The organism is Rahnella sp. PD12R, from assembly GCF_019200965.1.
In the GTDB taxonomy this organism is placed as follows: Bacteria; Pseudomonadota; Gammaproteobacteria; order Enterobacterales; family Enterobacteriaceae; genus Rahnella; species Rahnella laticis.
This window is the reverse complement of record NZ_JAHTMS010000006.1, coordinates 319,324-339,763: the sequence shown is the minus strand read 5'-3', so window position 1 is coordinate 339,763 and position 20,440 is coordinate 319,324. Positions and strand designations below refer to the sequence as shown.

The window sequence follows — 20,440 nt, the reverse complement described above, 5'->3', positions numbered from 1 at the left end:
ATTACCGCACCTTCAGCGTCGCCAGGCCAATCAGGACCAGCATCAGCGAAATGATCCAGAAGCGCACGATAACGCGCGGTTCCGGCCAGCCTTTAAGTTCGTAATGGTGATGGATCGGCGCCATACGGAAAATGCGCTGACCGCGTAACTTAAAGGACCCGACTTGCAAGATGACCGACAGCGTTTCAACCACGAACACACCGCCCATAATCACCAGTAAGAATTCCTGACGCAGCAACACGGCGATAGTCCCCAGCGCACCGCCCAGAGCCAGTGAACCGACATCGCCCATGAAGACTTGGGCCGGATAGGTGTTGAACCACAGGAAGCCAAGACCGGCGCCGACAATGGCGGTACACACGATCACCAGTTCACCCGCGTGGCGAAGGTAAGGAATGTGCAGGTAGCTGGCAAAATTCATGTTACCGGTCGCCCAGGCCACCAGCGCAAAACCGGCAGCGACGAACACGGTTGGCATAATCGCCAGACCATCCAGACCATCCGTCAGGTTGACTGCGTTACTGGTTCCGACAATCACGAAGTAGCTCAGCAGGATGTACAGCAGGCCAAGCTGCGGCATGATGTCTTTAAAGAACGGAACAACCAGCTCTGTGGCTGGCGTGTCTTTCCCGATGGCATACATCGTGAAGGCGGCGGCAAGTGCGATGACTGACTGCCAGAAGTATTTCCAGCGGGCGATCAGACCCTTGGTGTCTTTACGGACGACTTTGCGGTAGTCATCGATAAAACCGACAACACCGTAGCCCAGCAGAACAAACAGCACGCACCAGACATACGGATTAGACGGGTAAGCCCACATCAGGACGGAAATCGTGATGGAAGCCAGGATCATCAGGCCGCCCATCGTTGGCGTCCCGCGTTTACTGAAATGCGATTCAGGGCCGTCGTTACGGACAACCTGACCAAAAGACATTTTTTGCAGACGGGCAATCATCCGTGGTCCGATCCACAAAGACAGGAACAAAGCAGTCAGCAGGCTGACAATGGCGCGAAACGTCAGGTAGGAAAAGACGTTGAAGCCGGAATAATATTTGACCAAGTGTTCGGCCAGCCAAACTAGCATGTTGCATTCTCCTGTAACGCGCGTACTACCTGCTCCATTGCGGCACTACGTGAACCTTTAATCAAAACGGTAATTACCGCATGTTCAGACAGTAAGCTCGTTAAACGGGCCGTCAGGGCTGCCTTATCCTCTAAATGCTCACCACATCCGCTGGCATCGCTGATGATGCGGCTGTCGTGACCAATACTGAATACTTTATCGATACCTGCTGCCCGGATCGCTTCGCCGACCTGACGGTGACAGCTTTCGCTTTCAGCGCCCAGTTCAGCCATATCGCCGACGGCCATCACGCGGTAGCCCGGCATTTCTGACAGCACTTGTGCCGCTGCCGTCATTGAACCGACGTTCGCGTTATAGCTGTCATCGAGCAGGGTTTTGCCTTCGCTAAGGACAATCGGGAACAGACGCCCTTTGACGGATTGCAGGGTTTTCAGGCCAGCACGCACGTTTTCAAGCGAAGCGCCGACAGACAGCGCCAGCGCAGCCGCAGCCAAAGCGTTGGCAATGTTGTGGCGTCCCGGCACCGGCAACGAAACATCAATGCTGCCTTTTGGTGAATGAAGAGTGAAAGCGGTGTTCAGTGGGCTGAGTCTGACGTCGGTCGCGTTGAAATCGATGCCTTCATTTTGTGCAGAAGAGAACTGCCAGACGGTTTTTCCGGTCAGTTTGTGCTGCCAGTTTGGCCAGTCATTACTCTCAGCGTTGATCACGGCAATACCGTTTTCAGGCAATCCTTCAAAAATTTCGCCTTTTGCGCGGGCAACGCCAGCCAGAGAACCAAAACCTTCCAGATGGGCCGCAGAGAGGTTGTTGATCAGCGCCGTCTCAGGACGTGCCAGCGCGGTGGTATAGCCGATTTCGCCCGGATGGTTTGCGCCCATCTCAATGACGGCAAAATCATGCTCTGCGGACAGGCGCAGTAACGTCAGCGGTACGCCGATGTCGTTATTGAAATTGCCTGCGGTATACAGCACATTGCCGCACTCACGCAAAATTGCTGCGGTCATTTCTTTCACAGAGGTTTTGCCGGAAGAGCCGGTCAGGCCGACCACGCGGGCAGGAACCTGCTGGCGAACCCAGCCGCCGAGTTGCCCAAGCGCAATGCGGGTGTCAGCGACCACTAACTGAGGGACCTCCACCGGTAAGCGCTTACTCACCAGCAATGCCCCTGCACCGGCTTTAAAGGCGTCTGCCGCAAAATCGTGTGCATCGAATTTTTCGCCTTTCAGCGCCACAAACAGACAGCCGGAAGTGATCTGACGGGTATCCGTCGTCACGCTGTCAATTTGCGTATCCGCGCCGACAAGTTCAGCGTTGAGCGCGTCAGCCAGAGTTTGCAGAGAAACGCGGATCATGCGATCACCCCCAGCAAACGTGCGACAGTCACGCGATCGGAGTAATCAAGACGCTGATTTCCCACCAGCTGATAATCTTCATGGCCTTTACCGGCAATCAGAACGACGTCATCTTCCTTCGCCTGCATGATGGCGCTGGTCACCGCTTCCGCACGACCGTGGATTTCCTGCGCACGGCCTGCATCAAGCAATCCGGCAAGAATATCCGCCACGATGGCGCGAGGTTCTTCGCTGCGCGGGTTGTCATCGGTCACGATAACGCGATCGGCGAACTGTTCGGCGATCCCGCCCATCAGAGGACGTTTACCTTTATCGCGATCGCCACCGCAACCGAACACGCACCACAGTTGACCTTTGCAGTGCAAACGGGCAGCCGCCAACGCTTTTTCCAGCGCATCCGGCGTATGTGCGTAATCGACAACGGCGGTCGGTTTACCCGGCGCGTTGAAGACTTCCATACGCCCGCAAACCGGTTGTAACTGGGAACCCGTTGCCAGCAATTGTGCCAGCGGATAATCAAGGGAAAGCAGGGTCGCCAATGCAACCAGCAGATTGCTGACATTGAACGCGCCCATCAGGCGGCTCTCCAGCTTGCCTTCGCCCCAGCTTGAATCGATATTCACCGTCGCGCCGTTGTCGTGATAGTTCACGCTACGGGCAACCAGCCAGCGGCCTTTCCAGCCCGCCGGGAATTTGTCTTCCATGCTGACCGCAACGGAATCCGGTGTTTTCGCCAGCCAGCGGGCCCCGACTTCATCGTCAGCATTGATAATTTTCTGACCGACCGGATGCGAGGAGAAGAGCAGCCATTTGGCATCTTCGTAGCTCTGCATGTCACCGTGGTAATCCAGATGATCGCGGCTCAGGTTGGTAAACGCAGCGGCAGCAAACGGCAGCGCGGCGACACGATGCTGCACCAGCCCGTGGGAAGAGACTTCCATCGCGGCGAAGGTGGCACCCTGTTTTACTAAATCAGCCAGAATATGCTGGACCTGAACGGCAGAACCGGTGGTGTTTTCCGCCGGAACCACATTATCGAGCAGGCCATTCCCCACGGTTCCCATCACCGCGCTGGTTTCGCCCAGCAACTGACTCCACTGCGCCAGCAGTTGTGTGGTGGTGGTTTTACCGTTGGTGCCGGTCACGCCAACCAGACGCAATGATTTGCCTGGCTGCTGATAAAAACGTCCTGCCAGTTCGGAAAGCAAGACGTTCAGATCCTCAAGATAAATCACCGGTACACCATGCATCTGGCAGACCGTTCCGTGCTCTTGTTCACCTTTTGCTTCGGCCACGACGGCAGCGACGCCCTGGGCAATTGCCTGGGGAATAAAACGACGCCCATCACTGGTATGGCCTGAGACCGCGACAAACAGATCGCCGGCAGCCGCAAGCCGGCTGTCTAAGATCATGTCTTTTAGCGCTACTGCCGGGGCTTCACTCACCCAGGGCGCTAAGATGTCGCGCAAATTACGATCTGCCACCTGTTGCCTCTTTTTGATTATTTACTATGTCTGCATTTTCATCGGCAGTCAGCGCGTCAGGTTCAACGTTCATGGTGCGCAATACTCCGCCCATGATGGCGCCAAACACCGGTGCGGAAACGGCCCCACCGTAATACTTCCCTGCCTGCGGATCGTTAATCACGACCACCAGGGCAAATCTTGGGTTGCTTGCTGGCGCAACGCCGGCGGTATAAGCAATGTATTTATTAACGTATTTGCCGTCCGGACCGACTTTCTTCGCAGTACCGGTTTTAATCGCAATACGGTAACCCTTGATCGCGGCTTTCACGCCGCCGCCGCCCGGCAACGCAACGCTTTCCATCATATGAACGACAGTGCGCACCAGAGGTTCAGGGAACACGCGTTCGCCGGAAACCGGCGGATCAACACGTGTGATCGACAACGGACGATAAATGCCCATACTGCCGATCGTGGCATAGACTCGCGCTAACTGGAGAGGTGTCACCATTAGCCCGTAGCCGAAAGAGAAGGTGGCCCTCTCTATGTCAGACCACCGTTGTTTTTTAGGGTATAAGCCACTGCTTTCTCCAACCAGCCCCAAATTGGTTGGTTTTCCCAATCCGAATCGCGAGTAAGTGTCTACCAGCTCTGCGGATGGCATCGATAACGCCAGTCGTGAAACACCGACGTTACTCGACTTCTGCAAGATACCCGTCACGGAAAGCTCCGCGTAACGGGCCACATCTTTAATCTCATGGCCGTTGATCCGGTACGGCAGCGTATTGAGCACGCTGTTCTCACGAACCACGCCATTTTTCAACGCGGTCATGACGACCATCGGTTTAACGGTAGAACCCGGTTCGAAAATGTCAGTAATCGCGCGGTTACGCATCACGTCTTTCGGCGTATCCGGCATGTTGTTCGGGTTATAGGACGGACTGTTAGCCATCGCCAGCACTTCACCCGTTTGCACATCGACCAATACCGCAGTGCCGGATTCCGCTTTGTTGAAAGCCACGGCGTTATTCAGCTCGCGATACACCAGCGCTTGCAGACGTTCATCAATGCTCAGCGCCAGATTGTGTGCAGCCTGGCTGTCGACGGTGGAGATGTCTTCAATAACGCGGCCAAAACGGTCTTTACGGATGGTACGTTCACCCGGTTTACCGGTCAGCCAGCGGTCGAAACTCTTCTCAACGCCTTCGATGCCTTCGCCGTCAATGTTAGTGACGCCAATAACGTGCGACGTAACCTGCCCGGCCGGATAATAACGGCGGGATTCCTGACGCAGGGAAATGCCCGGCAGCTTGAGTTTATGGACATATTCGCCAACGGCCGGATTCACCTGACGCGCCAGATACACAAAGCGGCCTTTCGGATTCGCATTGATTCGGGCTGAAAGCTGATCCAGCGGCATGTTCAGCGCGTCGGCCAGTGCTTTCCATTTCGTATCAACCGTGATGCCACCGCGATCGTTAATTTCTTTCGGGTCGGCCCAGATCGCATTGACCGGGACGCTCACCGCCAGAGGACGGCCTGAACGGTCGGTGATCATGCCGCGAGATGTTGGGATGGTCTGGACGCGCAGGGAACGTAAATCCCCTTCTTTGACCAGTCTGTCAGGGTTAATAACTTGCAGATAAGCCACACGCAACATCAGGCCAACCAAAGCCAGAAGGATACAGGCGCACAACAACGCAAAACGCCAGCTGATAAAGCTGGCTTGATCTTCGGGACGCTTTAACTTCGCGGTGCGTGTTGCTTTCATTAGCTGCCTGTATTCTCCGTGCGCATTTTAAGGCTGAACCACAATAATTTCTTGAGATGGATCAACGTGCTGCATCTGCAATTTCTCCGTTGCGATGCGTTCTACCCGGCTGTGATCGCCGAGAGCGTTCTCTTCGAGGATCAGGTTGCGCCATTCAATGTCCAGCGCGTCCCTTTCCAGTACCAGTTGTTCACGCTGCGCCGTCAGTAAACGCGTGCGGTGCGCCGTGGTCACAACGAATATTGCGCTGACCAGAACGGCGATCAGCAGAATCATTGGGATCTTGCCGTTGCGAAGAATATCGCTGGCAATGACCCCCACCAGTCCGTGGCGTTCGTTGCCAATCACGCGCTCGTTCTCTCAGCAAAACGCAGAACAGAGCTGCGTGCCCGCGGATTCTCCGAAACTTCCGCTTCGGACGGCATCATTTTTCCAACAGATTTCAGGGAACGTCCGCCGAGTTCAGCGATCTGCGCTTCGGTCATCGGGATACCCGCCGGAACCTGAGCGCCACGACTGTGCTGGCGGATAAAGCGCTTCACGATACGGTCTTCCAGCGAGTGGAAGCTGATCACGGACAAACGCCCTTTTGGTGCCAGAATTTCCAGCGCGCCGTCCAGCGCACGTTCAATTTCTTCGAGCTCGCTGTTGATGTAGATACGGATCGCCTGGAAACTGCGCGTAGCCGGATGCTTATGCTTTTCACGAAACGGTGAGGCATTCGCAATCAAATCCGCCAGTTCTTTGGTACGGGTCATTGGCAATTCACGGTTACGCTCAACAATCGCGCGCGCAATACGCTTCGCGAAACGCTCTTCGCCAAACGTTTTCAATACCCAGGTGATGTCTTCTTCTTCCGCTTTCATCAGCCATTCTGCGGCTGAATAACCCCGGGTTGGATCCATACGCATATCCAGAGGCCCGTCGCGCATGAAAGAGAAGCCGCGTTCGGCGTCGTCCAGCTGCGGTGAAGAAACACCCAGATCCAGCAGCACGCCATCAATTTTGCCTTCAAGGCCACGATCGCGGACATACTCTGCAAGATCGGAAAACGGCCCGTGAACAATCGAGAACCGTGAGTCTTCAATAGCTTCTGCGGCTTTGATCGCCTGTGGATCGCGGTCAATCGCCAGCAAGCGTCCGTCCGGCCCAAGCTGGGACAGAATCAGACGTGAATGGCCACCACGGCCAAAAGTTCCGTCTATGTAAATGCCGTCCTGTCGAATGTTGAGGCCGTTGACGGCTTCATCCAGCAAAACGGAAGTGTGTTTGTAGTTTTCAACCATGCTTATAATGACAAGTCCTGTAATCTCTCAGAAAGCGGTTCCTGAGACGATTGTTCAGTGTCGATGTCTTCCTTAACTTGTTGATACCAGGTCTGTTCATCCCACAGTTCAAACTTGTTGAACTGTCCAACCAGCATCACTTCTTTTGCGAGCCCGGCGTGCTGACGCAGTGTGGTTGCAATCAGTAAACGTCCGGCATTATCCATCTGACATTCACTGGCATGCCCGAGTAAAAGGCGCTGAATGCGGCGCTCGACGGGATTCATGCTCGACAGACGGGACAATTTTTGTTCGATAACTTCCCATTCAGGGAGGGTGTAAAGGAGAAGACATGGGTGATGGAGGTCTATGGTGCACACCATTTGACCTTGCGATTCTTCGCTCAGCAAATCCCGATAACGGGTGGGTACGGCAAGTCGCCCTTTGCTGTCGAGGTTAACCATCGTCGCGCCACGAAACATGACCGATCTACCCCTCTATGACCCTTTTCACCACTTTCCCCCACAAATTCCCACAGAAAAGAGTTTACGGATGGTTTTAAAACCTTGTCAAGCCAGAGCAGAGGCGGTTTGGCAATATTTACGCAGGTAAACGAAAGTACTGCGCATTGTAGTGAGGTGTTTTAGAGGAGGGATAGAAAATAACGTCATGATTAGTTGAAGAAATTTCGCAGGGTTAATAATTTCGTTTAAAAAAAAACCAAACTGAACATTATTTAACTATTTATATTCTTCTGCTATCTAACTCTCATTTCTTGACCGGTTTGCCATAAAAAAAATCATTCTCAATTTTTTTCTGGCTATCACTGCTAAATCATCATCATTTTGTATGCCAGCCCGCATGGCATAAGCCTTTGAGGCGTTTTAAAAACCATCAGCGTTCTTCAAAACGCATGCTGAGGGAAATTAAGCGGGGAATTCTACAGCACTTTTGCAGGCAGCATTAACGTATTTTAGAAATTGATTGGGAGGTTTATATCGGCAACGGAAGCGCGAAAACATTTCTTAATAATTCAGTTGTCTGGGAATGCTCCTAAATTATCCATTCATCTACTATGGGAATTTTCATAATTGTATTATCCACAAGAATAAGTCGAATTAGCTGAAACACAGATTGGGACGTGCGGTGAGGAAAGTGACGGGCACTCAGGAAGAATGCCCGTTGGGGTTTTACTTGCGGCTCAGACGGCCACGGCGGAACAGATTACGGCGGATCCGCGTCAGTCCGGCTTTCGGTTTCTTCGGCTCATCAAGGCAAGCCAGCACCAGTTCAAGCACGCGTTCAGCCACGTCACGATGACGCTGAGCGACCGCCAGAACAGGACATTCAAGGAAATCGAGCAGCTCGTTATCGCCGAAAGTCGCAATCGCCAGATCCACCGGCAGACGCCCTTCGGTTTTCAGCGTCACATCCATCACGCCCTGCAACAGCTGGAACGATGTGGTGAACAACGCCTGCGGCATCGGGTTGGTTTTCAGCCACTCGGCGAAAACAACCGCCGCTGATTCACGATCGTACGCGTTGGCGTACAGATATTTTGGCTGGCGTGAATCTTCGGCCCACGCCTGGCGGAAGCCCTGCTCACGCAGGAAACTCACAGAAAGCTCAGGCAACGCGCCCAGATACAACACCGATTCAGCCGGGAATGTGCGCAGTTCCTGTGCCAGCATCAGAGCGTCGTCCTGATCAGCGCCCACGACGCTGATGAAATGCTCAGGATCCAGTGCGCGGTCGAGTGCAATGATCGGGAAATCATCGTTGGCCCAGCGCTGATAGAAAGGATGTTCCGGCGGTAAAGATGTGGAGATAATTATCGCATCGACCTGTCGCTGAAGCAGATGTTCGATGCAGCGCATCTCGTTATCCGGCTGATCTTCAGAACAGGCGATCAGCAGCTGATACCCGCGCTGTCTGGCCTGACGCTCAAGGAAATTTGCGATTTTGGTGTAGCTGGTGTTTTCCAGATCGGGGATCACCAGACCAATAGAACGTGTACGGCCGGCACGCAAACCGGCTGCCACCGCATTCGGGTGATAGTTATGTTCCTTCACAACAGCCATGACTTTTTCGACTGTCTTATCGCTGACACGATACTGTTTCGCCTTGCCGTTAATGACATAACTGGCCGTCGTACGCGAAACGCCCGCTAACCTCGCGATCTCATCCAGCTTCACTGAGAAAACCCCTTAATAAAGATAATGCTTTATCTAACCCCAGAAGCCATTGCCGGGCAAGGTGTTTTACCGAATCGCTTCACCTGGGGCGCAAAAAAGAAAGCCCAACGAAAAAGTTGGGCTTTTATGAGGCAGATAAATTTTACATCCTGCTGATTATTTACGCTTTAGCGCATGATTTTCTCACCGCGGGAAACGCCGACAACGCCGGAACGGGCAACTTCCACAATTTCAGCCACATCACGTATACTGGCTAAGAATGCATCAAGTTTATCGCTGGTTCCCGCCAGCTGAACGGTGTAAAGCGTTGCAGTAACATCCACGATTTGCCCGCGGAAAATCTCTGTCGAACGCTTCACTTCTTCACGGCCATAACCCGAAGCCTGCACCTTCACCAGCATGATTTCACGTTCAACGTGCGCGCCCTGGATCAGTTCGGTTACACGCAGTACGTCAACCAGCTTATGCAGCTGCTTTTCGATTTGCTCCAGCACTTTGGCGTCACCCACGGTCTGAATCGTCATGCGGGACAACGTCGGATCATCGGTCGGGGCCACGGTCAGGCTTTCAATGTTATAGCCACGCTGAGAGAACAGGCCGACTACGCGGGACAACGCGCCCGATTCGTTTTCCAGTAATACTGATAAAATCCGGCGCATGATCAGGTCCTCTCCGTTTTGCTTAACCACATTTCGTCCATCGCACCGCCACGGATGTGCATCGGGTAAACGTGTTCTGTTTCATCAATGCTGATATCAACAAATACCAGACGATTTTTCTGTTCCAGCGCCAGCGCCAGTTTGCTTTCCAGCTCTTCCGGTTTGCGGATAGCAATACCCACATGACCGTAAGCTTCCGCCAGTTTGACGAAATCAGGCAGGGACTGCATGTAAGACTGGGAATGGCGGCCGGAATAAATCATGTCCTGCCACTGTTTCACCATGCCGAGATAACCGTTGTTCAGGTTGACGACAATCACCGGCAAATCGTATTGCAGTGCGGTAGAAAGCTCCTGAATATTCATCTGGATACTGCCGTCGCCGGTCACACAAATCACCGTTTCGTCTGGCAGGCCCAGTTTCACACCCAGTGCGGCCGGTAAGCCGAAACCCATCGTGCCCAGACCGCCGGAGTTGATCCAGTGGCGCGGTTTGTCGAATTTGTAATACAGCGCAGCAAACATCTGGTGCTGGCCGACGTCAGACGTCACATACGCTTCGCCTTTGGTCAGACGATGCAGCGTTTCGATAACCGCCTGCGGTTTGATGGTGCCGGTATTTTTGTCATAGCTCAGGCACTCGCGCCCGCGCCAGTTCTCAATATTCTGCCACCAGTCGCGCAGCGCATCGAACTCCTGCTTCTCATCGCTTTGCGCCAGCAGTTCCAGCATCTGAACCAGCGTCTGCTTCGCATCGCCGACAATCGGGATGTCCGCATTGACTGTTTTGGAGATAGAAGTCGGGTCGATATCAATGTGCATGACCGTCGCATTCGGGCAGTACTTCGCCAGATTGTTGGTGGTCCGGTCATCGAAACGCACGCCCACACCGAAGATCAGATCGGCATTGTGCATCGCCATATTGGCTTCGTACGTACCGTGCATGCCAAGCATGCCGAGGCTCTGACGGTGCGTGCCCGGGAACGCACCCAGTCCCATCAGGGAACTGGTCACCGGCAGATTCAGTTTCTCGGCCAGTTGCAGTAACTCAGCATCACATTCAGAGTTGATCGCGCCGCCGCCGACATACAGCACCGGTTTTTTCGCACCCAGCAGAGTCTGAACCGCACGTTTGATTTGCCCGCGATGGCCCTGCACGGTCGGGTTATACGAACGCATCGTAACCTGCTCGGGATAGGCGTACGGCAGTTTGATTTGCGGGTTCACCACATCTTTAGGTAAATCGACCACCACCGGACCAGGTCGGCCGGTTGAGGCCAGATAAAACGCTTTTTTCAATACAGTCGGAATATCTTCCGCGCGTTTTACCAGAAAACTGTGTTTCACCACCGGGCGGGAAATCCCTACCATGTCGCATTCCTGGAACGCGTCATATCCAATGAGTGAACTGTGTACCTGGCCGGATAGCACCACAAGTGGAATGGAATCCATATAAGCCGTGGCAATACCGGTGATAGCATTGGTTGCGCCGGGACCGGAAGTCACCAGCACCACGCCCACATCGCCTGTGGCGCGCGCATAACCGTCAGCCATATGAACAGCACCCTGTTCATGTCTCACCAGCACATGATCAATCCCACCGACCGTATGCAGGGCATCATAGATATCCAACACCGCTCCGCCGGGATAACCGAATACGTGCTTAACGCCCTGGTCGATTAACGACCGGACGACCATCTCGGCTCCTGACAACATCTCCATGGTTTTGCCTCCAGGCTTTTTGCTTCTTTTATAGGATGACTTTTCTTTCAGCTAGCTGTTCTATCAGGCAACGATTTAATGATAAATCGCTGAATTTTAGGACTTTCTGTCGGGCTTAAAAAACCCTGCTGTTCTTATTGGCGTTCACGAATCTAACTCAGTACCTTAGCGTCAGAATCTGAGTCAGGCAAACGCCAAAAATTGTCCGGAACGGTTGTTTTTTTGCCTCACGCTGCCTTCATTCACCCGTTCGGGACAAAACACTGCCTGCGTGCGGGAACCAGTCAGAAATATCAGGAAGGTCGGAAAAATTACAGTATTAAATTATGTCCGGGGCTGACATAAAAATCAGGAAGAAACCGGCAAACGGGCGTCGGCCGGTATTTTTAGCAGAAAAGCAGCAAACGGCAGGTTCGCCGTTACTCGCGATAAAGCTGATCGATTTCCTGCTGATAGCGGCTGAAAATGATCTTCCGTCGCAGTTTGAGCGTTGGTGTCAGTTCACCGGCTTCCATCGTGAACGGTTTGGTCAGCAGCACGAACTTTTTCACCTGCTCAAAACCGGCCAGATCGTGCTGGATCTCACGCAACTGATGCGCAAAGAGCGACAGGATCTGTTCGTTTTTCACCAGCCCGGCGCGGTTGAAATAATCAATGTGATGCGCCTGCGCATACATGTTCAGCACATCAAAATCGGGCACGATCAGCGCGGAAACAAAATGCCGCTCATCGGCAATTACCGCCGCCTGTTCAATGTAACGATCCTGCACCAGCGTGCCTTCGATCCGTTGCGGCGCGATGTATTTCCCGCCCGACGTTTTCATCAGATCTTTGAGGCGTTCAGTGATGAATACGTTGCCCTGCTCGTCCATTTTCCCGGCATCGCCGGTTTTGAACCAGCCATCAGCGGTAAAACTGGCGGCAGTTTCTTCCGGCTTATTAAAGTAACCTCGCAGCAACGTCGGGCCACGCACCTGGATTTCATTTTCATCCCCGATGCGCACTTCTATCTCAGGTAACGCCGTTCCTACTGAGCCAAATCGAAAATCTTTTTCTTCCCAGCAGGTCACCGTGGCGCAGGTTTCCGTCAGACCATAACCGTATTTAATGTGCAGCCCGAGAGATTCGAAAAACAAAATGACATTGTCATCCAGGCTCGCACCGGCCGCAGGCAGAAAACGCAGATTACCGCCGAGCAGGCCACGTAGTTTTTTCAGCACCAGTTTGTCCGCCAGAAAATGAGCCGGAGAAAGCCAGAACGAATAACGTTCGCCGCGACGTTCCGTCAGATACTTTTCTTTGCCCTGCGCCACCGCCCAGTGGAAAAGCCGTTTTTTCAGCGAGCCAGAACGCGCAACTTTATCGTGGATCGCACTGAAGACTTTTTCATAGAAGCGCGGAACGGCGCACATGACCGTTGGTTTAACTGCCTGCAACGCATCGCGAACCAGATCGGTTTCCCGCAGGAAAACATTTTGCGCGCCGGAGTGGAGCACAAAAAAACTCCAGGCCCGTTCAAAAACGTGCGCCAGCGGCAGAAAACACAGTGAAACATCGCTGTCCGAAATGCTCAGGCGTTCTTCATGTTGCCGGAGTTGCGTCGCCATGCTGGTGTAATCGAGCATGACGCCTTTCGCCTCGCCGGTTGTGCCGGAGGTGTAAATCAGCGTGAACAAATCATCCAGATTACTGGCATTGACACGGACTTCACGTTCGGCTGCCAGCAGTCGGTCCTGCGGAACGAATTGGGAAACGTGCCGCGCCATCGCGATACCGCGCAGGTCAACGCTGCTGTCCAGCACCAGAATATGTTTCAGCTGCGGACACAAATCGCGTAGAGCAACCGCCGCGTCATACTGTTTCTGGCCCACAACAAACAGAATGCGGATATCGGCATCATTGAGCACATACGCCGACTGGGAAGGCGTATTCGTGGCATAAATGGGCACGGTCACGGCACGTAACTGGAGGATCGCCAGATCTGCAATGGCCCATGCCATGGAGTTATTTCCACAAATCGCGATGCGTTCCTGAACACTCACCTGTTCCTGCAATAACACGTCGGACAGGGCATCCACTTTTTCGCCAAGCTCACGCCAGGTCAGGGAGGTTTCTGCCGCAGGGGACCATTCACGGAAAGCAACTTGCTCAGCACGGGCACTGACTTGCTGGCGAAAACGGGTAATCAGATGATAGTTTTTTAAGGTTGGATTCATTGAGTGTTTGTACCGGCATCCAGCGTAATCAGGAAAGGAGGAGGATCTGACTGCATAGCGTCATTACAAAAATTTAACGCAGTCTACCGGCAAACCGTGCACGGTGAAATTAAATTGTGGGTGCGCAACGCGGTTTTGGAAAGGGGAACGGACGTTTTTTATTGCAAAAAAAAACCTGCCAGCTTTTAACGAGGTGAAAAAAACAGGCAGGATAAAAAACTCCAAAGAACTTCATAAACAGCCACTTTTACTTCAGCCTGAGCCTCAGTAAAAGTGTGATTCGTTGGCTTACTACAAGGACAGAACGCATTGGCTTAATAAAGATTTCATCCACATATTCCCTTTATCTTTGCTGGAAGATTCATGCCAGGAAAGGTAGCAGGTCAGATGATTTTTCATCCACGGCAAAGGGATCACGGATAAATTGAGCATTCCGGCATTTGATTGTGCCAGCCAGCGTGGAACCAGGGCGACCATATCGGTCTTCGATACAATTTCCATTACGCTGAAAAGATCGGTTCCCTGATAAGCAATCAGAGATTGCAACTCAGGATCGTCGTAATAAGCCGAACTGAATGAATAGAAACGATCCAGAACCATCACGGCGTGTTTTTCTTTCAGATATTTTTCATCTGACATATGCGGACTAATACGCGGATGATTTTTCGCGGCGACCAAAACGAGTTCGTCATTAAATAATGCCTGATTACAAAAATCGGCACGTTCAAATTTACGATAGCTGATCATAAATTCAATATTCTGATAACGCAGCTGGTGCTCGATATTATCATTGACGATGGTCTGCAATTTAATGCTGACACCGGTTGATAATGTATCAATGGCATTTAAAACCTGAGACGTCAGGCGCTTATCCAGCGGGCTGCAAATTGCCACATTAAACTGGCGCATGCTGATATTGGGATCAAAACCTGCACCCGGCAACTCATTCATGACCAGCTGCAAAGCCTGACGGACAGGTCCGAAGAGCTGACGGGCGCGCATGGTGGGCTGAATACCGCGGCCATAACGCACAAATAAATCATCATTGAACATCACTTTCAGCCGGGCTACGGCATTACTGACTGCGGGCTGGGACATTCCCAGCATATTGGCAGCGCGGGTAATATTCTGTAATTGCATTACAGCATCGAATACCGTCAGTAAATTCAAGTCCACATTACGAAGATGTGTTTCGGCTTCCGGCTGCTTAGTTTTAATTTCTGTAGTGATATCTGACATGAAGTTCTCCATCAAAATTACTCCAATAAAAGGAGTAATGACGTTAATAACTTTCTTTATAAAAACAGGACACGGAGGAATATCAGACCTGCAGAAACAATGACCGGTAATTCCGTGGAATTTCATCATGTTAATTAGGAAAGGATATAGAAACGCATTTCCTAATAATCATAAAGGGAAATATGAATCTCACTTCCCCCTTAAAAACTGATGATATAAGACAATAAAATAGTTGGGTAAACAACATGCGAAAAATGAATAATAAGTTAAGCAGAACTACATCATCCCTAATCACCTGTATTAGAAAGGTAATTTAGCTCGTTGTTTAAAAATGGTGTCTCTTTTTGACCTTTTTATATACGCAGAGTGAGGGAAAAACCCGCAAAAAGCTTTGCGCCGGACAGACTCCTGCAACCAGTTTTTTATGCTAAATGAGATAAAATATCATTTGCAAGGTTTTTAGCGATTTCCACACAGTGAAGGTTGACATACAAAGGACATTCCCGTATCACTTTAGGCACTGTTTGAACGATATCCGTTCTGACCACCCGATTATGAGAAGCTGAAAACATGTTCATGATTACCCGTCTCCTAGGCCTACTACTCAACGCAGAAAATTTGCGCGGTAAGCCTGTGGGCGAAAATCAGAACTGATTTCAACTTCCACAGACAATAAACCCGCGCCGATGCGCGGGTTTTTTTTTATCTCCCCGCAGGGCGCGAAAATAAAACAGACAAGGAATAACCCATGAGCGAGCAAGTCATTATTTTCGATACCACGCTGCGTGATGGTGAACAGGCGTTACAAGCCAGCCTGAGTGTTAAAGAGAAGATTCAAATTGCAATGGCGCTGGAAAGAATGGGCGTGGATGTCATGGAAGTCGGCTTCCCGGTCTCTTCTCCCGGCGATTTCGAGTCTGTACAAACCATCGCGCGCCAGATTAAAAACAGCCGCGTTTGCGGTCTGGCCCGTTGCGTAGACGGTGACATCGATGCCGCAGCCGAAGCGTTGCGCGTAGCTGAAGCGTTCCGTATCCACGTCTTTTTGGCAACCTCTACCCTGCACATTGAATCCAAACTGAAGCGTTCGTTTGATCAGGTGTTGGATATGGCGGTTCACTCGGTGAAACGCGCCCGTAATTATACCGATGACGTTGAATTCTCATGCGAAGATGCAGGCCGTACGCCGCTGGACAATCTGTGCCGCGTCGTGGAAGCCGCCATCAAAGCCGGTGCGACCACCATTAATATCCCCGACACCGTCGGTTACACCACGCCAGTTCAGTTCGGCGGCATCATTACTAACCTGTACGAACGCGTACCTAACATCGATAAAGCGATTATCTCCGTACACTGCCACGATGATTTGGGCATGGCGGTCGGTAACTCCATCGCCGCCATTCAGGCCGGTGCGCGTCAGGTAGAAGGCACGCTGAACGGTATCGGCGAACGCGCCGGGAATACCGCGCTGGAAGAAGTGATCATGGCAATCCGCACCCGTTCGGAATACATGAATGTTCACACCAACATCAATCACAAAGAAATCTACCGCACCAGCCAGATTGTCAGCCAGATCACCAACATGCCAATCCCGGGCAACAAAGCGATTGTCGGGTCTAACGCGTTCGCACACTCCTCCGGTATTCACCAGGACGGCGTGCTGAAAAACCGCGAAAACTACGAAATCATGACCCCGGAATCTATCGGTCTGAACCAGATTCAGCTGAACCTGACTTCCCGCTCCGGCCGCGCGGCCGTGAAGCATCGTATGGAAGAAATGGGCTATAAAGAATCCGATTACAACATGGATCATCTGTATACCGCATTCCTGAAGCTGGCCGACAAAAAAGGTCAGGTTTTCGACTACGATTTAGAAGCACTGGTCTTCATTAATAAGCAGCAGGAAGAGCCGGAATTCTACCGTCTGGATAACTTCAGCGTACAGTCAGGCTCCAAAATCACCGCAACGGCGTCTGTGAATCTGGTCTGTGGCGAAGAAATCATGACCGAAGCCGCCACCGGCAACGGCCCGGTTGATGCTGTCTATCAGGCCATCAACCGCATCACCGGCTACCAGATTGAGCTGGTCAAATACCAGCTGAGTGCAAAAGGCCAGGGCCGCGACGCACTGGGCCAGGTCGACGTTGTCGTCTCCTTTAATGGCCGCCGCTTCCACGGCGTGGGTCTGGCGACAGACATCGTTGAATCCTCCGCACAAGCGATGGTGCACGTACTGAACAACATCTGGCGCAGCAAACAAGTTGAGATTGAAAAACAACGCTTGCAGCAGGAAAGTCAGCAATACAACAACATTCAAAATAATCAGGAAACGGTGTGAACATGAGCAAGACCCATCATATTGCCGTCTTACCCGGAGACGGAATTGGCCCTGAAGTTATGGCCCAGGCCTATAAAGTTCTGGACGCAGTGCGTCAGCGTTTTGGCCTGAAAATTACGACCAGCGAATATGACGTCGGTGGCGCAGCCATCGATAAACACGGCAGCCCGTTGCCGGAAGCTACCGTTGCGGGTTGCGAACAAGCTGATGCCATTCTGTTTGGCTCCGTCGGCGGCCCGAAATGGGAACATTTGCCACCTAACGATCAGCCGGAGCGCGGCGCATTATTACCGCTGCGTAAACACTTCAAATTATTCAGTAACCTGCGCCCTGCCCGTCTTTATCAGGGTCTGGAAGAGTTTTGCCCGCTGCGTGCCGACATTGCCGCAAGAGGCTTCGACATTCTGTGCGTACGCGAACTGACTGGCGGTATCTACTTCGGTCAGCCGAAAGGCCGCGAAGGTCAGGGTCAGCACGAAAAAGCGTTTGATACCGAAGTCTATTACCGCTTTGAAATCGAACGTATTGCACGTATCGCGTTTGAATCTGCGCGTAAACGCCGCAGCAAAGTGACCTCCATCGATAAAGCCAACGTGTTGCAGACCTCGATTATGTGGCGCGAAGTGGTTAACGAAATCGCGAAAGATTACCCGGATGTCAGCCTGAGCCACATGTACATCGACAACGCGACGATGCAGCTGATTAAAGATCCTTCCCAGTTTGACGTGCTGCTGTGTTCCAACTTGTTCGGCGACATCCTGTCTGACGAATGCGCGATGATCACCGGTTCTATGGGCATGTTGCCTTCTGCCAGCATGAATGAGCAGGCGTTTGGTCTGTTCGAACCGGCAGGCGGTTCTGCACCGGATATCGCCGGTAAAAACATCGCTAACCCGATTGCACAAATCCTGTCTGCGGCCCTGTTACTGCGTTACAGCCTGGGCGCGGATGACGCGGCAAATGCAATCGAACAGGCCGTGAATAAAGCGCTGGAAGCAGGTCACCGCACCGGCGATCTGGCGAACGGCCAGCAGGCGTTGGGCACCAGTGAAATGGGCGACATTATTGCCCGCTTTGTGAAAGAAGGGGCATAACATGGCCAAGACTCTGTACCAAAAATTGTTTGATGCTCACGTGGTTTACGAAGCGCAAAACGAAACGCCATTGTTATATATAGACCGCCATCTGGTTCACGAAGTGACCTCTCCGCAGGCATTCGACGGCCTGCGCGCGATGGGTCGTCCTGTGCGCCAGCCGGGAAAAACCTTTGCGACCATGGATCACAACGTATCCACGCAAACCAAAGACATCAATGCGAGCGGCGAAATGGCGCGCATTCAGATGCAGGAATTAATCAAAAACTGTGCGGAATTTGGCGTGCAGTTGTATGACCTGAACCACCCGTTCCAGGGCATCGTTCACGTCATCGGCCCTGAGCAGGGTATGACATTGCCGGGCATGACCATCGTGTGCGGCGACTCCCATACCGCCACGCACGGCGCGTTCGGCTCACTGGCTTTCGGTATCGGCACCTCTGAAGTTGAGCACGTTCTGGCGACGCAAACCCTGAAACAGGGCCGCGCGAAAACCATGAAGATTGAAGTCACCGGCGAAGCCCCTGCGGGCATCACGGCGAAAGACATTGTGCTGGCAATTATCGGTAAAACCGGCAGTGCGGGTGGTACCGGCCACGTGGTGGAATTCTGCGGTAAAGCGATTGAAGCGCTGAGCATGGAAGGTCGTATGACCCTGTGCAATATGGCGATTGAAATGGGTGCAAAAGCCGGTCTGGTTGCGCCGGATGAAACCACGTTTGCTTATCTGAAAGGCCGCCAGTTTGCGCCGAAAGAGCAGAACTGGGACGCCGCGGTAGAATACTGGAAAACCCTGAAAACCGAAGACGGCGCGAAGTTCGACACCATCGTGACGCTGGACGCCTCTGAAATTGCCCCACAGGTGACCTGGGGCACCAACCCGGGCCAGGTGATGGCCGTTAATCAGGTGATCCCAAATCCTGCTTCATTTGCCGATCCGGTAGAACGCGCTTCCGCTGAAAAAGCGCTGGCGTATATGGATTTGCAGCCGGGCATTAAACTGACCGACGTCGCCATCGACAAAGTCTTTATCGGTTCCTGCACCAACTCACGTATCGAAGATTTACGCGCCGCCGCAGCTATTGCCAAAGGCCGCAAAGTAGCGACCGGCGTGCAGGCGATTGTGGTGCCAGGCTCCGGTCCGGTCAAAGCGCAGGCGGAAGAAGAAGGTCTGGATAAGATCTTCATCGAAGCCGGTTTTGAATGGCGTTTGCCGGGCTGCTCCATGTGTCTGGCGATGAACAACGACCGTCTGGAACCGGGCGAACGCTGCGCGTCTACCAGCAACCGTAACTTCGAAGGCCGTCAGGGCCGTGGCGGACGCACGCATCTGGTCAGCCCGGCAATGGCTGCCGCAGCAGCGGTCACCGGCCACTTCGCTGATATCCGTGAACTGAACTGAGGAAAACACCATGGCTAAATTTACCCAACACATCGGTCTGGTGGTTCCGCTGGATGCAGCAAACGTCGATACCGATGCGATTATCCCGAAACAGTTTTTGCAGAAAGTGACCCGCACCGGTTTCGGCCAGCATCTGTTCAATGACTGGCGTTTTCTGGACGACGCCGGTCAGGTGCCTAACCCGGATTTCGTGCTGAACAAACCGCGCTACAAAGGCGCGAGCATTCTTCTGGCACGCGAAAACTTCGGTTGCGGCTCGTCCCGTGAACATGCGCCGTGGGCACTGACCGACTACGGTTTCCACGCGGTCATCGCACCGAGCTTTGCCGATATCTTCTACGGTAACTCGTTCAATAACCAGTTGCTGCCCATCACGCTGAGCGAAGCGGAAGTTGACGAGCTTTTCCAGCTGGTGAAAGACAACGAAGGCATTCAGTTCGAAGTGGATCTGGAAGCGCAAACCGTGAAAGCCGGGGACAAAAGCTATCCGTTTGTCATCGACAGCTTCCGCCGTCACTGCATGATTAACGGTCTGGACAGCATCGGCCTGACCTTGCAGCACGAAGAGAACATCTCCGGCTACGAGAAAAATCAGCCTGCATTTATGCACTGATGACCATGTTTCAGGCGTAAAAAAA

Annotated in this window: 16 protein-coding genes; 4 read left to right on the top strand and 12 right to left on the bottom strand. The window is 52.6% G+C overall.

What is annotated here, in order from left to right; all coding sequences use genetic code 11:
- Nucleotide 1: 1 nt before the first annotated feature.
- From mraY to leuO, 12 genes are all read right to left on the bottom strand, one after another.
- Nucleotides 2-1,084 (bottom strand): phospho-N-acetylmuramoyl-pentapeptide-transferase, encoded by a 1,083-nt coding sequence (gene mraY, locus KWG64_RS14420; RefSeq protein ID WP_101075164.1) that lies wholly within the window; start codon nucleotides 1,082-1,084, stop codon nucleotides 2-4.
- Nucleotides 1,078-2,439 (bottom strand): UDP-N-acetylmuramoyl-tripeptide--D-alanyl-D-alanine ligase, encoded by a 1,362-nt coding sequence (gene murF, locus KWG64_RS14415; protein WP_218522255.1) that lies wholly within the window; start codon nucleotides 2,437-2,439, stop codon nucleotides 1,078-1,080. Before murF ends, mraY begins: the two co-directional genes overlap by 7 nt.
- Nucleotides 2,436-3,923: a UDP-N-acetylmuramoyl-L-alanyl-D-glutamate--2,6-diaminopimelate ligase gene (murE, locus tag KWG64_RS14410; RefSeq protein WP_218522254.1), complete on the bottom strand. Its 1,488-nt coding sequence runs from the start codon at nucleotides 3,921-3,923 to the stop codon at nucleotides 2,436-2,438. The genes murF and murE overlap by 4 nt, the downstream gene beginning before the upstream one ends.
- A complete protein-coding gene (locus KWG64_RS14405; RefSeq protein ID WP_195823839.1) occupies nucleotides 3,910-5,673 on the bottom strand; it encodes a peptidoglycan glycosyltransferase FtsI in 1,764 nt (587 codons plus the stop codon). Before KWG64_RS14405 ends, murE begins: the two co-directional genes overlap by 14 nt.
- Nucleotides 5,674-5,700: 27 nt before the next feature.
- Complete coding sequence (gene ftsL, locus KWG64_RS14400) at nucleotides 5,701-6,021, bottom strand: cell division protein FtsL (RefSeq protein WP_152325136.1); 321 nt, start codon at nucleotides 6,019-6,021, stop codon at nucleotides 5,701-5,703.
- A complete protein-coding gene (gene rsmH / locus KWG64_RS14395; RefSeq protein ID WP_165058997.1) occupies nucleotides 6,018-6,959 on the bottom strand; it encodes a 16S rRNA (cytosine(1402)-N(4))-methyltransferase RsmH in 942 nt (313 codons plus the stop codon). Before rsmH ends, ftsL begins: the two co-directional genes overlap by 4 nt.
- A 2-nt stretch (nucleotides 6,960-6,961) precedes the next feature.
- Nucleotides 6,962-7,420 carry a division/cell wall cluster transcriptional repressor MraZ gene (gene mraZ, locus KWG64_RS14390; protein WP_104923345.1) on the bottom strand — a complete coding sequence of 153 codons (459 nt, stop codon included), beginning with the start codon at nucleotides 7,418-7,420 and terminating at the stop codon, nucleotides 6,962-6,964.
- Nucleotides 7,421-8,128: 708 nt separating this feature from the next.
- Complete coding sequence (cra, locus tag KWG64_RS14385) at nucleotides 8,129-9,133, bottom strand: catabolite repressor/activator (protein ID WP_195813719.1); 1,005 nt, start codon at nucleotides 9,131-9,133, stop codon at nucleotides 8,129-8,131.
- Between the two features lie 167 nt (nucleotides 9,134-9,300).
- Complete coding sequence (gene ilvN, locus KWG64_RS14380; RefSeq protein ID WP_192938010.1) at nucleotides 9,301-9,792, bottom strand: acetolactate synthase small subunit; 492 nt, start codon at nucleotides 9,790-9,792, stop codon at nucleotides 9,301-9,303.
- Between the two features lie 2 nt (nucleotides 9,793-9,794).
- Entirely contained in the window at nucleotides 9,795-11,513 is a 1,719-nt protein-coding gene (gene ilvI / locus KWG64_RS14375; protein ID WP_195813718.1) for an acetolactate synthase 3 large subunit, read from the bottom strand.
- A gap of 419 nt (nucleotides 11,514-11,932) precedes the next feature.
- On the bottom strand, nucleotides 11,933-13,729 hold the full coding sequence (locus KWG64_RS14370) for a long-chain fatty acid--CoA ligase (protein WP_218522253.1): 1,797 nt from the start codon (nucleotides 13,727-13,729) through the stop codon (nucleotides 11,933-11,935).
- 291 nt (nucleotides 13,730-14,020) lie between these two features.
- Nucleotides 14,021-14,968 carry a transcriptional regulator LeuO gene (leuO, locus tag KWG64_RS14365; RefSeq protein WP_195813716.1) on the bottom strand — a complete coding sequence of 316 codons (948 nt, stop codon included), beginning with the start codon at nucleotides 14,966-14,968 and terminating at the stop codon, nucleotides 14,021-14,023.
- A gap of 748 nt (nucleotides 14,969-15,716) precedes the next feature.
- Here leuO and leuA point away from each other — a divergent pair.
- Genes leuA through leuD form a run of 4 tightly spaced genes read left to right on the top strand, consistent with a single transcriptional unit; the run spans nucleotide 15,717 to nucleotide 20,415 of the window.
- Nucleotides 15,717-17,306, top strand: coding sequence for a 2-isopropylmalate synthase (leuA, locus tag KWG64_RS14355; protein WP_218522252.1), 1,590 nt, complete (start codon nucleotides 15,717-15,719; stop codon nucleotides 17,304-17,306).
- A gap of 2 nt (nucleotides 17,307-17,308) precedes the next feature.
- Nucleotides 17,309-18,400 carry a 3-isopropylmalate dehydrogenase gene (leuB, locus tag KWG64_RS14350; protein WP_218522251.1) on the top strand — a complete coding sequence of 364 codons (1,092 nt, stop codon included), beginning with the start codon at nucleotides 17,309-17,311 and terminating at the stop codon, nucleotides 18,398-18,400.
- 1 nt (nucleotide 18,401) lies between these two features.
- On the top strand, nucleotides 18,402-19,802 hold the full coding sequence (gene leuC / locus KWG64_RS14345) for a 3-isopropylmalate dehydratase large subunit (RefSeq protein ID WP_101075152.1): 1,401 nt from the start codon (nucleotides 18,402-18,404) through the stop codon (nucleotides 19,800-19,802).
- Nucleotides 19,803-19,812: 10 nt separating this feature from the next.
- Nucleotides 19,813-20,415 carry a 3-isopropylmalate dehydratase small subunit gene (leuD, locus tag KWG64_RS14340; RefSeq protein WP_195813714.1) on the top strand — a complete coding sequence of 201 codons (603 nt, stop codon included), beginning with the start codon at nucleotides 19,813-19,815 and terminating at the stop codon, nucleotides 20,413-20,415.
- Nucleotides 20,416-20,440 lie beyond the last annotated feature (25 nt).

Bases quoted from the DNA above. Each gene is read 5' to 3' on its own strand.
- mraY (WP_101075164.1), bottom strand. From the start codon at position 1,084: ATGCTAGTTTGGCTGGCCGAACACTTGGTCAAATATTATTCCGGCTTC.
- murF (WP_218522255.1), bottom strand. From the start codon at position 2,439: ATGATCCGCGTTTCTCTGCAAACTCTGGCTGACGCGCTCAACGCTGAA.
- KWG64_RS14405 (WP_195823839.1), bottom strand. From the start codon at position 5,673: ATGAAAGCAACACGCACCGCGAAGTTAAAGCGTCCCGAAGATCAAGCC.
- rsmH (WP_165058997.1), bottom strand. From the start codon at position 6,959: ATGGTTGAAAACTACAAACACACTTCCGTTTTGCTGGATGAAGCCGTC.
- mraZ (WP_104923345.1), bottom strand. From the start codon at position 7,420: ATGTTTCGTGGCGCGACGATGGTTAACCTCGACAGCAAAGGGCGACTT.
- ilvN (WP_192938010.1), bottom strand. From the start codon at position 9,792: ATGCGCCGGATTTTATCAGTATTACTGGAAAACGAATCGGGCGCGTTG.
- ilvI (WP_195813718.1), bottom strand. From the start codon at position 11,513: ATGGAGATGTTGTCAGGAGCCGAGATGGTCGTCCGGTCGTTAATCGAC.
- KWG64_RS14370 (WP_218522253.1), bottom strand. From the start codon at position 13,729: ATGAATCCAACCTTAAAAAACTATCATCTGATTACCCGTTTTCGCCAG.
- leuO (WP_195813716.1), bottom strand. From the start codon at position 14,968: ATGTCAGATATCACTACAGAAATTAAAACTAAGCAGCCGGAAGCCGAA.
- leuA (WP_218522252.1), top strand. From the start codon at position 15,717: ATGAGCGAGCAAGTCATTATTTTCGATACCACGCTGCGTGATGGTGAA.
- leuB (WP_218522251.1), top strand. From the start codon at position 17,309: ATGAGCAAGACCCATCATATTGCCGTCTTACCCGGAGACGGAATTGGC.
- leuC (WP_101075152.1), top strand. From the start codon at position 18,402: ATGGCCAAGACTCTGTACCAAAAATTGTTTGATGCTCACGTGGTTTAC.
- leuD (WP_195813714.1), top strand. From the start codon at position 19,813: ATGGCTAAATTTACCCAACACATCGGTCTGGTGGTTCCGCTGGATGCA.